This is a genomic window from Halomonas sp. BM-2019 (genome assembly GCF_017584085.1).
Genome location: NZ_CP071922.1, coordinates 630417 through 645331, shown reverse-complemented (window position 1 = coordinate 645331; position 14915 = coordinate 630417). Strand labels below are relative to the sequence as shown.

The window sequence follows — 14915 nt, the reverse complement described above, 5'->3', positions numbered from 1 at the left end:
CTGGTTGCCGGCAGCGGATGCGTACTTTACGGCTTCCCCCCGCCGGCCGCAAGCCCTTCCGGCAAAAAAGTTTCAGAAGCCTGTCCGAGCGGCGTCAGGGAGGTGACAACGGCGCCACCGCAAACCACCCACAGCCCCGCCCGGAAGCGAGCTGTGGATGGATCGGGCGCCATCCGTGCGCCCGGGATCTCTAACGTGGCGAGCCCCCCGCGGCCCGGCTGGCCCGATCCAGCAGGGAGAGGATAGAACGGTAGGGGATGCCGCCGTGATGGGACAGGCCGATCTCGCAGGTGCGAGAGTTGGAATAGCCGGCGCTACACTCCGCCACCTGCTCGGCCAGCCCCTCCAGGGCCGACGCATTGAGCTCCGGGGTCGTGAACCCCTTGTCCCCGGCGAAGCCGCAACAGGAGATCTCCGCTGGCACCACCACCTCCCTGGCGCAGGCCCGCGCCAAGGTCACGAACTTGTCGGTCAGCCCCATGCGGGTACTCGAGCAGGTCACGTGTACCGCAATGCGTTCATCCAACGGCGTGAGCGACAGCCGCGGCAACAGGTGATCATGGGCAAAGCTCACCGGCTCCATCAGGGAGAGCCGCTCATCGAGATGCTCCTGCATCTGCAGGGTGCAGGGGCTGGTGTCACAGAGCACCGGATAGCGCCCGTTCTGCGTTGCCACCAACAGCTCGCGGTTGAGCTCTCGCGCCTTATGGGTCGCTTCGTCGTACTGTCCCTTGGACTTGAACGCCATGCCGCAGCAGAGATGACCGATCATCTCCGGCAGGATGACCTCGTACCCGGCCTTGTCGAGAAGCGCCAGGGTGATCTCCATGACCGAGCGCGACTCGACGTCATCGTGGGCAGCACCGAAAATGCGGGTCGCACAGGACGGCAGATAGACCACCTTGTCCCGGTCGGCCGCCCCGGAGGCGTTGCGCTTGAGCACGCGGATTGGCGACGCCTTGGGCAGGGCCGGGCTCCACTGCGGGAGACGATCGCCGCTCAGCCGCCGCGCGCCGCGACTCATCTTGTCCATCAGGTTGACACCCAGCACGGCACGCGCCGCCCCCGCCGCATTCAGCCCTCCCCGGGCCACCCGCGTGGCCCCGGAGAAGTGCCGGCCGATACGCCTGGCCAAGGGGGCCTTGCCCATCGAGCGGTCGCGACGCAGCTGACGCACCATCTCACCGGTATCGATGCCCACGGGACACTGGGTGGCACATAGCCCCGTGGCCGCGCAGGTGTCGATGCCTTGGTAGCCATAGGCCTCCTCGAGCTGCGTCATGCGTTGCTGGTCGGCCTCGGTGGCCTGAGCCCCCAGCGCCTCGAGCCTCGCCAGCTCGCGCCGGATCACGATGCGCTGGCGAGGGGTAAGCGTCAGATCGGTCGAGGGGCAGACCACCTCGCAGAAGCCACACTCGATGCACTTGTCGACGATCTCGTCGGCCGCCGGCAGCGGCTTGAGGTTCTCCAGGTGCAGGGTGGGGTTGCGACTCAGGATCACCTCGGGATTGAGCAGGTTCTCGGGGTCGAACAGCGCCTTGATCTCCCACATCAGGGCGTAGGCATCGCTCCCCCACTCCAGCTCCACATAGGGTGCCATGTTGCGGCCGGTGCCGTGCTCGGCCTTGAGCGAGCCGCCATACTCGACGCCGACCAGCTGGGCGACCTCGTCCATCAGCGCCTGGTAGCGCTCCACCTCGCCGGGCTTCTCGAACCCCTGGGGAAAGACGAAGTGCAGGTTGCCCTCCAGGGCGTGGCCGAAGAGGATCGTCTCCGGGTAGCCATGGCGATGGAAGACATCGGTCAGCGCCAGCACCCCCTCGTCGAGCCGCTCGATGGGGAAGGCCACGTCCTCGATGATCACGGTGGTGCCCGTCTCGCGCACCGCCCCCACCGCCGGGAAGAGGCCCTTGCGAATCTTCCAGTAGAGCTCGTAGGTGGACGCCTCGCGGGTGAAGGTGACGGGCTCCAGGGTGCGGATACCCTCCAGCGCCGCCTGCACCTCCTCCATGCGCGCGAGGAGTTCCGCCTCGTCGTGGCCGCGCACGTCGATCAGCAGCGCCGCCGCCCCGCCGGGGAGGGTACGCAGGATCTCGGGCATGCCCGGCTTGTCCTGGACCGAGCGCAGCGCCGCGCGATCCATCAGCTCAACCGCCGACACCGGCGACGGCTTGAGGGCGATGGTGGCCCGGCAGGTGGTGGCCATGTCGGGGAAGAAGGCCAGGGCCGCCGCCTTGCAGGGCTCGTCCACCACGGTGTCGTAGGTAATGGCACTGAGAAAGCCGAGGGTCCCCTCGGAGCCGATCATCAGGTGTTTGAGGATCTCGATGCCATCCTCGAAGTCGACCAGGCTGTTGAGGGCATATCCGGTGGTGTTCTTCAGCCGATACTTGTGGCGGATCTTCTCGGCGAGGGGCTCGTTGGCGCGGGTCTCCGCCGACAGACGTTCGAGCCCCGCCAGCAGTGGGCCGTGGGTGCTGCGGAAGGCCTCACGACTGGCCGGGGCGGCGGTGTCCAGCAGGGTGCCATCGGCCAGGATCACACGCAGGTCGCGCACCGTGCGATAGCTGTTCTGGGCGGTGCCACAGCACATTCCCGAGGCGTTGTTGGCGGCGATACCCCCGATCATGCAGCTGTTGATCGAGGCCGGATCGGGGCCGATCTTGCGCCCGAAGGGCGACAGCAGCTGATTGGCCCGGGCACCGATCACCCCCGGCTGGAGCCGGATGGCGCGCCCCTCATCGAGGATCTCGTGGCTGCGCCAGCCGCGACCGAGCTGGATCAGCACCGAGTCGGTCACCGCCTGGCCGGAGAGCGAGGTGCCCGCGGCCCGAAAGGTCACCGGGAGTCGGCGGAGGCGGCACTCGGCCAGCACCGCCTGCAGCTCGGCCTCATCCTCGGGGCGCACCACCAGCTGCGGCACCAGCCGGTAGAAGCTGGCATCGGTACCGTAGGCCAGGGTGCGCAGCGGGTCGTCGATCAGCCGCTCGGCGGCGATCCTGCCCGCCAGGGCGGCCTTGAGATCGCGGAACGCCGCGGCATTCGAGTCAGACATCAGGCGCCCTCCGGCAGATGGCTTGCGTGGCGCACCAGCACCACCAGCTCGCGGGGGCCGTGCACGCCATAGGCCAGGGTCTGCTCGATATCGGCGGTCTTGCTGGGTCCCGAGATCAGCAGCGCGTTGGTGGGCATGCCCCGCGCCCAGTCGTGGTGCTCCACCGCGTCAAAGAAGGTGTCCTCGAGGGTCTCGGCATCCAGCACGGCGATATGGATCGGCGGCACCAGGCTGATCAGGCGCGGCTCGTCGGGAGTCGGCCACAGCCACAGGCTGCCGGTCTCGGCGATCCCCCCCAGCGTCGAGGTCAGGCCGGCATCGACCCGCTCGAACTGCTCCTGCCGCCAGCCCTCGATATCGCGGTCCACATCGACCAGCACGACGTCGCTGCCGGCCAGCGCCTCACGCGCCTCGGCGGCGACCGGATGCTCACGGCCGAGCGCCAGCCGGCGGATCCCCTTGGCGGCGAGGACCCTGGCCAGGGCATCGGTCCACACCGAGCGCACGCTATGCACCACCTCACCGTGAACCGAGGTGATCCAGCGCTCGAAACGAACCAGGCGCTCATCGGCGCTCCAGCCGCGGTTCGTCACCACCGAGAAGTCGCAGTCGGGTGCGCTCAGGGGGCCGTCGGCGCGTTCACGAAGGCGTTGGAGAATGGCGTTGCGGGCACTCATGGGCGCTCCTCCTGGCGAGACTCGTCGGCGCGGGACTTGCCCGCCTGATGCTGCTTGACCAGGGCATGCAGGGACCTGGGCGCCGGCTCCGGGGCGGCACGGTACTGGGTCCAGGGCCCCAGCTTCGACGGCATCAGCGCCTTGAGCCTGCCGGCCACCGCCGTGCCGCTGCGCCAGGCACCCGGGTGGGTCGCCAGCCACTGGAAGCCCTTCCAGGCGGCGGCCTCCTTGCGGGTACGCTTGACCCCGGCGCCGGGCACATTGCCGCGCCCCTCCCCCACCGCCTCTCGGCGCAGCCGCACCAGCAGGTCGGGAATCGGAATCTTCACCGGGCAGACCTCGCCGCAGGCGCCACACAGGCTCGAGGCGGTGGGCAGATCCTTGGTCTCCTCCAGCCCCATCAGGTGCGGGGAGAGGATGCTGCCGATGGGACCCGGATAGGTGGTGCCGTAGGTGTGGCCGCCCACCCGGGTGTAGACGGGGCAGTGGTTCATGCAGGCCCCGCAGCGGATACAGCGCAGGGTGTCGAGCAGCTCGTCATCCTGGTAGATGCTGGAACGGCCGCTGTCCACCAGCACCAGATGAACCTCCTTGGGTCCGTCATGCTCGCCCGCCTTGCGGGGCGAGCCGATCATGTTGAAGTAGGTGGTCACGTGCTGGCCGGTGGCCGAGCGGGTCAGCAGCGCATAGAGCGGCGGCACGTCACGCAGGTGCTCCACCACCTTCTCGATGCCGGTCACCGCGATATGCACCGGCGGCACCGTGGTGGTCATGCGCCCATTGCCTTCGTTCTCCACCAGGCAGAGGGTACCGGTCTCGGCCACCGCAAAGTTGACTCCGGAGACCCCCACGTCGGCCGCCATGAAGCGCTCGCGCAGCTGCTGCCTGGCCGCCGCGGTCATGTAGTCGACGTCGCGGGTGCGCTCGGTGCCGGTCTTCTCGTGCAGGATCTCGGAGATCTCATCGGTATTAAGATGGATCGCCGGCATGATGATATGCGAGGGGGTCTGCTCGTTGAGCTGCACCAGGTACTCCCCCAGGTCCGATTCCAGCGCCTCGATGCCGGCCGCCTCGAGGTGGGCATTGAGGTGCATCTCCTCGGAGACCATGGACTTGCCCTTGATCACCGACCTGGCATCATGGGACTGGCAGATGTCACGGATGATCCGGCACGCCTCATCCCCGGTCTCGGCCCAGTGCACCCGGATTCCGTTGGCCTGGCAGTTGGCTTCCAGCTGCTCCAGCAGGTCGGGCAGCTTGGCCAGGGCGCGCAGGCGAATGCTGGCGCCCAGCTCGCGCAGCGTCTCCAGATCCCAGTCGCCGAAGCTGTCCCGCCGCTTGGCCATCAGGCCGTCCATCGCCTTGCGGAAGTTGCCGCGGATCTGCGGATTGCCCAGGGCGTCATGGGCCTGGCGATGAAACTCGCGGGGGCTGAAGGTCTGGACACCGGGGGTCTGCACGGTGGGGGTCGCGTCACTCATGAGGTTCTCCGCCAAAGATAGCTGGCGATATGCTCGCCCTTCACGGTCTTCTTCTGGTGCTTGAAGCGCCCGGCGATGTTCATCAGGCAGCCGCAGTCCGAGGTGACGAAGCGCTCGGCACCGGCGGTCTCGATGGCCCGGGTCTTGTCTTCCACCATGGCGGCGGAGACCTCGGGGTGGCGCACCGCGAAGGTGCCGCCGAAGCCGCAGCACTCGGCGGCACGCGTCTGCTCGACGAGCTCCACCTGACCCAGCTGGGCGAGCAGCGCCGGGCCGGTCTCGGCCAGACCCATCTCGCGCCGGGCGCTGCAGGAGGTGTGCATGGCCACCTTCTCGGGGGTACCGCGATCCTCCAGCTTCAGGTGACAGACGTGCACCAGGAATTCGGTCAGCTCATAGACCCGCCCGGCCACCTCGCGAGCCCGCACCTCCTCCGACGTGCCGGCGAAGAGCTGCGGGTAGTGGGTGCGCATCATGCCGCCGCAGGAGCCGGAGGGCACGATGATCGGCCAGGGCTCGGGGAAGAGCCCCAGCTGTGCCGCCGCCACCGCCTGCGCCTCCTGGTGGTACCCGGAGGTGTAGGCCGGCTGGCCACAGCAGGTCTGGTCCTCCGGGAAGACGACCTCTATCCCCTCCCGCTCCAGCAGGCGGATACCATCCAGCCCCGCGTCGGGATAGAAGAGATCGATCAGGCAGGTCCCGAAGAAGTAGACCTTCTCCGGCCTCGGCGGGTAGCACTTGACTGGCGTCATCGGCAGGATCCTCGGCGGATGAACTGTCGGGTGATATCCTGGTGAATTGGTAAAACCAATTGACAAGGAGGCGTTGACGCACGATAGGAGGCGCCCCATGCAGTGTCAAACCTGAGGCGGGCTTTTTCCTGTCCACGACCCCTATACTTTGGTCTGACACCATGACGGCCTGGGACAAGCGCCTGAAAGCACAGAGAAAAACCTGACCGCTCCGAGCATCGAATCACCACGGAACCATTGGTATTACCAATTCATTGTCGTACCCTATTGTCTGCAACAGTTTTCCGGAGCCCTCGACCATGGCCTACCAGCCCGTCCGCCAACCCCGCCTCGCCGACGTGATCACTGAACGCCTCGAGGCGATGATCCTGGAGGGGAGCCTCCAGCCGGGGCAGCGGCTTCCACCGGAGCGGGAGCTGGCCGAACAGTTCGGCGTCTCCCGGCCCTCGCTGCGCGAAGCGATCCAGAAGCTCTCCGCCCGTGGCCTGCTGGTCAGCCGCCAGGGCGGCGGCACCTTCGTCTCCGAGGCCCTCACCAGCGGCTACAGCGACCCGATCCTGGAGATGCTCTCGCGCCACGGCGAATTCCACCTCGACCTGCTGGAGTTCCGCGATGCCATGGAGGGTATCTCCGCCTACTACGCGGCGTTGCGCTCGACCCCCACCGACAAGGCGCTGCTGATCAAGCGCTTCGAGGAGCTGGACGCCTGCTTCCAGGGCAAGGATCCGGCCCGCGAGGCCAAGGCCGATGCCGCCTTCCACCTGGCCATCGCCGAGGCGGCCCACAATGTGCTGCTGCTGCACACGATCCGCGGCATCTTCCACCTGCTCGAACGCAGCATCGTCGACAACCTGGCCCACCTCTTCGAGAAGGAGGACGCCCGCGGACGGCTGATGGCCCAGCACCGGGCGCTGCTCGACGCCATCCTCGAGGGGCGCGCCGAGGATGCCCGCGCCCGCGCCCACGAGCACCTGGTCTACGTGGAGGAGGGCCTGCTGGAGCTGGCCCGGGCCGAGACCCGCGCCCAGCGCGCCCTGCGCCGGGCCCAGGCGATGCCACTCCCGCGCCGCGAAACCGTCTCGTGAAGCGCCCCTGGTCCTGGCGTCGCCTGCTGCTGCTGGCGGCTCCCATGGGGCTGGCGCTGGTGATGTGGCAGGCCACCCAGGTCGCCCGCGAGCAGGCGCTGCAGAGCCTGATGCACGAGGCCGAGAACGAACTCCGCCTCTCCGCCGCCGGGCTGGTCGGCCACCTCACCCGCCACGACTACCTGCCCCAGCTGCTGGCCTCCCGCGAGGAGGTCCGGCGCTTCCTGGTCGGCCGCGGCCAGCAGGACCCCATGCCCCTCAACCTGATGCTCGACCGCTTCCGTGCCGTCGCCGACGTCTCCGACGTCTACCTGCTCGACCAGTCGGGTACCACCCTGGCGGCCAGCAACTGGCACCTGGACAACACCTTTATCGGCTACAACTACGCCTTCCGCAGTTACTACCAGGATGCCATTGCCGGCCATCGCGGCCGCTTCTTCGGCCTCGGCACCCAGTCCCAGGAGCGCGGCTACTACTTCTCCGCTCCGGTCTGGCTCGACGAGACCTCGCCCGACACCCCCCCCGGTGGCGTCATGGTGATCAAGGTCCTGCTCGATGCCGTGGAGACCAGTTGGGCCGATCAGGACGCCGAGCTGCTGGTCACCGACGCCGACCAGATCATCTTCATGGCCAGCCACCCGGGACTCCGCATGGCCGCGCTCCACCCGCTGTCGGAAGCGCAGCGCCAGGCGCTCCTGGCCACCCGCCGCTATCACGACGAACCCCTGACCCCCTCGGGCATCGAGGTGCAGGAGGTGCTGGGCGAACGCAGCCGACTGGTGCGCTTTCCCGACGGCCCGCTGGATGACGGTGGCTACCTGAGCCTGTCGCGCCCGCTGGAGGCGTTCGGCTGGGACATGCATATCCTCAAGCCACTGACGCCGGTGATCCGCGCCCAGTGGTTCGCAGCACTCTTTGCCGGTGGCCTCTACGGCATCGTGGTACTCGCCATCGGTATCGGCTGGCAACGCCTGCGGCTGCGTCGTGAGCGCGAGCAGTTCGCCGAGCGCGAACGCCGCACCCTGGCCCAGGCCCGGGACGAGCTGGAACGCAACGTGGAGCGTCGCACCCGCGACCTGGTGGAGACCAACCGCCGCCTCTCCGGCGAGATCGAGGAGCGTCGCCGCGCCGAGGCCAACCTGCGCCAGACCCGTGACGAGCTGATCCAGGCCGCCAAGCTGGCCGTCCTCGGGCAACTGGCCGCCGGCATCAACCACGAGCTCAACCAGCCCCTGGCGGCGATCCGCGCCTACGCCGAGAACGCTCGCACCTTCCTCGAGCGCCAGCGTGCCGATGAGGCCAACCACAACCTGGAGCAGATCGTCGAGTTGACCGGGCGCATGGCGGAGATCAGCGCCCAGCTGCGTCAGTTCTCGCGCAAGAGCGGCGAGCTCCTCACCAGCGTCTCGGTCGCCCGCTGCTTCGACTACGCACTGCGCCTCTTCCAGGCCCGGCTCCGCGACGGGGGCGTCGAGGTGGAGCGCCACTGGCCCGCGGAAGCCGTCTGGGTGCGTGCCGACCTCGTGCGCCTCGAACAGGTGCTGGTCAATCTGGTCGGCAATGCGCTACAGGCCATGGGCGAGACCCCCAAGCCTCGCCTCACCCTTAGCATCGAGCAGGCCGGCAACCAGGTGATCCTGGGCGTGGCGGACAACGGGCCTGGCATCCCCGAGAGCCACCTCGGACGCATCTTCGAGCCCTTCTTCACCACCAAGTCCCCCGGCAAGGGATTGGGGCTCGGCCTGTCGATCTCCTCCCGGATCATCGACGATCTGGGGGGCCGGCTCGAGGCCACCAACCACCCAGAGGGTGGCGCCCTCTTTCGTATCCACCTGCCGCGAGCCCCGTCCCCCGAGGACAGCGACACCACCCTCCGCCAGGAGACCTCCCCCCATGCATGACGCCGCGGCCATTCCGGTGATGATCATCGATGATGAATCCCACCTGCGCATCACCGCCGGCCAGACCCTGGAGCTGGCCGGCTATGCCCCGGCGCCCTATGACAGCGCCGAGGCGGCCCTGGCCGACCTGGCACCCGACTTCCCGGGGGTCATCGTCAGCGATATCCGCATGCCCGGCATGGACGGCATGACGCTGCTGCGCGAGATACGCGGCCGCGACCCCGACCTGCCGGTGATCCTGATCACCGGCCACGGCGATATCTCCACCGCCGTGGAGGCCATGCGCGACGGCGCCTGGGACTTCCTGGAGAAACCCTTCGCCGGGGAGCGTCTCGTCGAGGTGGTCAGGCGCGGCGTCGAGAAGCGTCAGCTGAGCCTGGAGAACCGTCGCCTCAAGGCCGAGCTGGAGGCCCAGCAGTCGGCCCTCGGCCCGCGGCTGGTGGGGCGCACCCCGGCGATCCAGCGGCTCGCCTCCATGGTTCAGCGCATCAGCCAGGTGGAGGCCGACGTGCTGCTGTTCGGCGAGACCGGCGCCGGCAAGGACCTGGTGGCACGAGCCATCCACGAGCGCAGCCGCCGCGCCGCCCGCCCCTTCGTGGCCATCAACTGCGGCGCCGTGCCCGAAAGCACCATCGAGTCGGAGCTGTTCGGCCACGAGAAGGGCGCCTTCACCGGCGCCGTGGAGCGGCGCATCGGCAAGTTCGAGTACGCCGACGGCGGCACCGTCTTCCTCGACGAGATCGAGTCGATGCCGCTCTCGCTGCAGGTCAAGCTGCTGCGGGTGCTGCAGGAGCGCAGCGTCGAGCGGCTCGGTTCCAACCTCCCGGTCCCCCTGGATCTCCGGGTGATCGCCGCCACCAAGGTGGACCTCAAGGCCGCCGCCGAGGCGGGCCGGTTCCGCGAGGACCTCTACTACCGGCTCAACGTGGTGACCCTGCCGATCCCGCCGCTCCGCGAGCGTCGCGAGGACATCCCGCTGCTCTTCCAGCACTTCGCGGTGGTGGCCGCCAACCGCAGCGGCCTGGAGGCGCCGCCCCTGGACGCCGCCGGCATCAGCGCCCTGCTGGCCCACGACTGGCCGGGCAACGTGCGCGAGCTGCGCAACCTGGCGGAGCGCTACGTGCTGCTCGGCGCCGCCTTCGACTACCGGCTGGAGGCGCTGCTCGAGGGGGCCGAGGGCGAGGCCGGCGAGCTCCCCCTTCCTCAGCAGGTGGAGTTGTTCGAGAAGAGCCTGATCGACCAGGCCCTGGCGCGCCACCGCGGCCGGGTCTCCGAGGTCAGCGAGCAGCTCGGCCTGCCGCGCAAGACCCTCTACGACAAGCTCAGGAAGTACGGCCTCAGGGCCGAGGACTACCGCCAGAACGCGGCGCCCTGAGCCAGCAGCGTCCACAGCGGCGCCCAGGGCGGCAGCCAGGGCAGCAGATTGACCGTCACCAGCAGCATCGCCAGGGAGTTGCCCGGCGAGCGCCAGTCGAAAGGCTTGAAGGCGGTCCCGAAGGAGCGCTTGATGCGCGCCCCGGTGAGGTCGACGCTGTAGAGCTCGTCGAGCAGCAGGTGAATGATAAAGCCCAAGGCCACCGCCACCCCGTGGGCCCAGGCCAGGGCGTCGGGCTGAGCGAAGAGCCGATGGCTCAGCGCCGCGGTCACTGTCCCGCACAGCGCGGCCGCCAGCAGCGAGTGCCACAGGCCACGATGCACGGTGAAGCGAGAGAAGAGCGCCCCGGCCAGGTAGCGCACGCCGAGGTAGAGCGCCCCGCAGGCCAGCAGCAGGGTGCCGGAGGCGACTCGCCCCTGCAGCAGCAGCGCACCGGCCACCACCGCGGGTACCGCCAGCAGATTGAAGATCAGCCGGATGGCCTTCGAGCGGTCGGCATCGATGTCGGGCAGGATGCCGCCGAGGGCCACCAGCGCCAGCAGCGGCAGGGCCTCCCAGGCCGTCCACAGCCCCGCCTGCCAGCCGCCATGGGCGACCACGGCGCCGCCGGCGGCGGCCACGCCAAGATGGGTGCGAAAATTGGCCATGCCGGGACGAGCCCTCAACACACTGGATAAATCACCAGATTATCGCCGCCTCGGCATGAGGAAACAATAGGTTAGGAAATTATTCCCCGTCCCCGCCCGGTTGTCGTCCTTGAGCCTGCCCCAGGTACTCGTCCTTGAGCCTGACATAGTTGCCGGCGGTGTAGGGGAAGAAGGCGCGCTCCTGCTCCTTGAGCGGGCGCAGCGCCTTGGCCGGGTTGCCGGCATAGACGTGGCCGCTCGCCAGGCGCTTGCCCGGCGTCACCACGGCGCCGGCGGCGATGATCACCTCGTCTTCCACGACGGCGCCGTCCATGACGATGGCGCCCATGCCCACCAGGATGCGGCTGCCCAGGGTGGCGCCGTGGAGGATCGCCCGGTGGCCGATGGTGACGTCGTCGCCGATGGTCAGCGGGAAGCCGCCGGGGTTGAAGTCGCTGGCGTGGGTGATGTGCAGCACGCTACCGTCCTGCACGCTGACCCGCGCGCCGATGCGGATGCGGTGCATGTCGCCACGCACCACTGCCATGGGCCACACCGAGCTGTCGTCGCCCAGGGTCACATCGCCCAGCACCAGGCTGGCCGGATCGATATAGACCCGCGCGCCCAGCGTGGGGGTGGTGCCCTTCCAGGGGCGGATCGCCGTCGTCTCGCTCATCGTCGCTTCCTCGTGTCGTTTCAGATCAGGCCGGCCACCAATACTACCAGCGTCAGCGGAACGGCGACCCAGCGCACCAGGCCGCGCCACAGGGCGAAACCGCCGGGCCCCACCCCCAGCGCCCGGCGGGCCGCCGCTTCGGGCATCACCCAGGCGGCGAAGATGGCGATCAAGAGGCCGCCCAGCGGCAGGAAGATCTCCGGCGGGATGGTGCTGACCAGCTCGAAGACGTTCATGCCGAACAGCGGCCGCCACTCGGACAGGGTCGAGAAGGAGAGCACCGTGAGCACCCCCACCAGCCACACGGCGACGCCCACGATGGCCGCTGCCTGACCGCGCCTGATCCCCAGCCCCTGCAGGGTGGCCACCATGGGCTCGGCCAGGTTGATCGAGGAAGTCCAGGTGGCCAGCAGCAGCAGCAGGAAGAAGATGCTCAGCCACAGCGCCCCCCAGGGCAGCTGGGCGAAGGCGATGGGCAGGGTGACGAACATCAGCCCCGGCCCCTCGCCGGGGTCCATGCCCTGGGCGAAGACCACCGAGAAGATGGCAATACCGGCGAGCAGCGCCACCGAGACGTCCAGTACCGCCACGGCGCCGGCGGCACGGGGCAGGCTCTGGTGGTCCGGCATGTAGGCACCATAGGCCATCAGCGCGCAGGCTCCCACCGCCAGGGTGAAGAAGGCGTGGCCCATGGCATGCATCACCACCAGCGGCGTCACCGCCGAGACGTCGGGCCTGAACAGCCAGGCCAGGGCCGGACCGAAGCCCTCGGTGGTGGCGGCGTAGCCGGCCAGCAGCAGCAGCAGCAGGTAGAGCGCCGGCATCAGCAGGTTGTTGAGTCGCTCCAGCCCCTTGGCCACCCCGGCCGCCACCACCAGCATGGTCATGGCCAGGAACAGGCTGTGGTTGAAGGTCATGCGTCCGGGGTCGGCGAGGAAGGCGTCGAAACCGGCGCCGATCTCGGCGGCGCTGGCCCCCACGAAGCCCCCGTTGATGGCGGTGATCAAGAACTCGATGGACCAGCCCGAGACCACCGAGTAGAAGGAGAGGATGCAGAACACCGTGACGGCGCCGAACAGCCCCAGCAGCCGCCAGTGGGGGCTGGCCCCGGCCTGCGACGCCAGGTGGCTCAGCGACTGCATCGGGCTGCGCCGGCCCGCGCGCCCCACCAGGATCTCGGCCATCATCACCGGCAGGCCCAGCAGCAGCACGAAGACGATATAGAGCAGCAGAAAGGCAGCGCCGCCGTTCTCGCCGGTGATATAGGGGAAGCGCCAGATATTGCCCAGCCCCACGGCGGCGCCGGTCACCGCCAGGATAAAGGCGCGCCGGGTGCTCCAGCGCTCCAGCGTCTCGTTCATCGTCTGTCTCCTGCCGCCTGCCGGGCCATCGGAAAGGCCGCAAGCCTAGCAGGCCCACCCCTGCCGGCCAAACGCCCACATTGAAACCCGGGCCCGACGCCCGCATCTAAGCGTCATCACACTCCCGACCCCCGAGGTGCGCATGTCCCGCAACCCGCTGCTCGAATCCCACCTGCTGCCCCCCTTCGATGCGATTCGCCCCGAGCACGTGGTGCCCGCCATCGAGGAGCTGCTGGCCGCGAACCGCACCGCCATCGAGGCGCTGGTGGCGCAGGCCGAGCGCGAGGCACCCACCTGGGCGAGCCTGGCCGCGCCCCTGGAATCCCTCAACGATCGTCTCTCCCGGGCCTGGTCGCCGGTCTCCCACCTGAACGGCACCATGAACAGTCCCGAGCTGCGCGAGGCCTACCAGGCCTGCCTGGGCAAGCTCTCCGAGTACAGCACCTGGCTGGGCCAGCACGAGGGGTTGTTCCACGCCTGGCAGACCCTCAAGGAGGGCCCCGCCTGGGCGGAACTCGATGAGTCCCGGCGCCGCGCCGTGGACAACACCCTGCGCGACTTCCGCCTGGCCGGGGTCGACCTGGACCCGGCGAAGAAGCAGCGCTACGGCGAGATCAAGGCGCGCCTCTCCGAGCTCGGCAACACCTTCTCCAACCAGCTGCTCGACGCCACTCAGGCCTGGCATCTGGACCTGGCCGACGAGAGCCGCCTGGCCGGCCTGCCGGAGAGCGCCCTGGCTGCCCTGCGTGCCAACGCCGAGGCCAAGGGGGTGGAGGGCTACCGCATCACCCTGGACTTCCCGAGTTTCTTCCCGGTGATGACCTACGCCGAGGATCGTGAGCTGCGCCGAGAAGTCTATGCCGCCTTCGTCACCCGCGCCTCCGACCAGGGCCCCCACGCCGGCCGCTACGACAACGCCCCGGTCATGGAGGAGACCCTGGCACTGCGCCGGGAGCTCGCCGAGCTGCTGGGCTTCGCCACCTACGCGGACCTGTCGCTGGCCACCAAGATGGCCGAGTCTCCCGCCCAGGTGCTCGCCTTCCTCGAGGACCTGGCCGCCCGCGCCGTGCCCCAGGCCCGCGAGGAGTTCGCCGACCTCGAGGCCTACGCCCGGGATGAGCTGGGCATGGCCGAGCTCACCCCCTGGGACGTGGGCTACGCCAGCGAGAAGCTGCGCGAGGCGCGCCACGCCATCTCCCAGGAACAGCTGCGCCCCTATTTCCCCGCCCCCCGGGTGGTGGACGGCCTCTTCCAGGTGGTGGAGCGCCTCTTCGGCGTGACCTTCGAGGAGGACGGCCAGGCGCCGCGCTACCACCCCGACGTGCGCTTCTTCCGCATCCTCGAGCAGGGCGAGCCCATCGCCGGCTTCTACCTGGACCTCTACGCCCGGGAGGGCAAGCGCGGCGGCGCCTGGATGGACGAGTGCCGGGTGCGGCGCCTGGAGGGCGAGGCCCTGCAGCTGCCGGTGGCCTACCTGACCTGCAACTTCACCCGCCCGGTGGGCGACAAGCCGGCGCTGCTCACCCACGACGAGGTCACCACCCTGTTCCACGAGTTCGGCCACGGTCTGCACCATATGCTGACCCGCCAGACCGTCGCCGACGTCTCCGGCATCAACGGGGTGGCCTGGGACGCCGTGGAGCTGCCCAGCCAGTTCATGGAGAACTACTGCTGGGAGCGCGAGGGCCTCGACCTGATCGCCGGCCACGTCGACGGCGGGGCGCCGCTGCCCGCCGACCTGCTCGAGAAGCTGCAGGCGGCCAAGAACTTCCAGTCCGCCATGGGCCTGGTGCGCCAGCTGGAGTTCTCGATCTTCGACCTTCGCCTGCACCACGAGCTCACCGCCCCCTCGGCGGCGGAGATCCAGGCGCTGCTCGACGCGGTGCGCGATGCCGTCTCGGTGGTGCCCAGAGCCGACTTCAACCG

General features: G+C 69.0%; 11 protein-coding genes. 4 read left to right on the top strand and 7 right to left on the bottom strand.

What is annotated here, in order from left to right; genetic code table 11:
* Positions 1-190: 190 nt before the first annotated feature.
* Genes J5F18_RS03275 through J5F18_RS03260 form a run of 4 tightly spaced genes read right to left on the bottom strand, consistent with a single transcriptional unit; the run spans position 191 to position 5965 of the window.
* On the bottom strand, positions 191-3055 hold the full coding sequence (locus J5F18_RS03275) for an FAD-binding and (Fe-S)-binding domain-containing protein (RefSeq protein ID WP_346300915.1): 2865 nt from the start codon (positions 3053-3055) through the stop codon (positions 191-193).
* The gene (locus tag J5F18_RS03270; protein WP_346300914.1) at positions 3055-3732 is read right to left on the bottom strand and encodes a lactate utilization protein C; all 678 of its coding nucleotides are present in this window, start codon (positions 3730-3732) and stop codon (positions 3055-3057) included. Before J5F18_RS03270 ends, J5F18_RS03275 begins: the two co-directional genes overlap by 1 nt.
* Complete coding sequence (locus J5F18_RS03265; RefSeq protein WP_346300913.1) at positions 3729-5213, bottom strand: LutB/LldF family L-lactate oxidation iron-sulfur protein; 1485 nt, start codon at positions 5211-5213, stop codon at positions 3729-3731. The genes J5F18_RS03270 and J5F18_RS03265 overlap by 4 nt, the downstream gene beginning before the upstream one ends.
* Complete coding sequence (locus J5F18_RS03260; protein ID WP_346300912.1) at positions 5210-5965, bottom strand: (Fe-S)-binding protein; 756 nt, start codon at positions 5963-5965, stop codon at positions 5210-5212. Before J5F18_RS03260 ends, J5F18_RS03265 begins: the two co-directional genes overlap by 4 nt.
* Before the next feature lie 299 nt (positions 5966-6264).
* Here J5F18_RS03260 and J5F18_RS03255 point away from each other — a divergent pair, with 299 nt between their 5' ends.
* Genes J5F18_RS03255 through J5F18_RS03245 form a run of 3 tightly spaced genes read left to right on the top strand, consistent with a single transcriptional unit; the run spans position 6265 to position 10326 of the window.
* The gene (locus J5F18_RS03255; protein WP_346300911.1) at positions 6265-7050 is read left to right on the top strand and encodes a GntR family transcriptional regulator; all 786 of its coding nucleotides are present in this window, start codon (positions 6265-6267) and stop codon (positions 7048-7050) included.
* A gap of 44 nt (positions 7051-7094) precedes the next feature.
* On the top strand, positions 7095-8951 hold the full coding sequence (locus J5F18_RS03250) for an ATP-binding protein (protein ID WP_346302165.1): 1857 nt from the start codon (positions 7095-7097) through the stop codon (positions 8949-8951).
* Positions 8944-10326: a sigma-54 dependent transcriptional regulator gene (locus J5F18_RS03245; RefSeq protein ID WP_346300910.1), complete on the top strand. Its 1383-nt coding sequence runs from the start codon at positions 8944-8946 to the stop codon at positions 10324-10326. The genes J5F18_RS03250 and J5F18_RS03245 overlap by 8 nt, the downstream gene beginning before the upstream one ends.
* Here the strand turns inward: J5F18_RS03245 and J5F18_RS03240 are convergent.
* The 3 genes from J5F18_RS03240 to J5F18_RS03230 all read right to left on the bottom strand — a co-directional run bounded on the left by J5F18_RS03240 (position 10302) and on the right by J5F18_RS03230 (position 12989).
* Positions 10302-10973: a metal-dependent hydrolase gene (locus tag J5F18_RS03240; protein WP_346300909.1), complete on the bottom strand. Its 672-nt coding sequence runs from the start codon at positions 10971-10973 to the stop codon at positions 10302-10304. The two genes, J5F18_RS03245 and J5F18_RS03240, sit on opposite strands and share 25 nt — an antisense overlap.
* A gap of 79 nt (positions 10974-11052) precedes the next feature.
* Complete coding sequence (locus J5F18_RS03235) at positions 11053-11628, bottom strand: gamma carbonic anhydrase family protein (RefSeq protein WP_346300908.1); 576 nt, start codon at positions 11626-11628, stop codon at positions 11053-11055.
* Positions 11629-11648: 20 nt separating this feature from the next.
* Entirely contained in the window at positions 11649-12989 is a 1341-nt protein-coding gene (locus J5F18_RS03230; protein ID WP_346300907.1) for a sodium-dependent transporter, read from the bottom strand.
* A 142-nt stretch (positions 12990-13131) separates the two neighbouring features.
* Here J5F18_RS03230 and J5F18_RS03225 point away from each other — a divergent pair.
* A partial coding sequence (locus J5F18_RS03225) for a M3 family metallopeptidase (protein WP_346302164.1) occupies positions 13132-14915 on the top strand: 1784 nt, incomplete at its 3' end.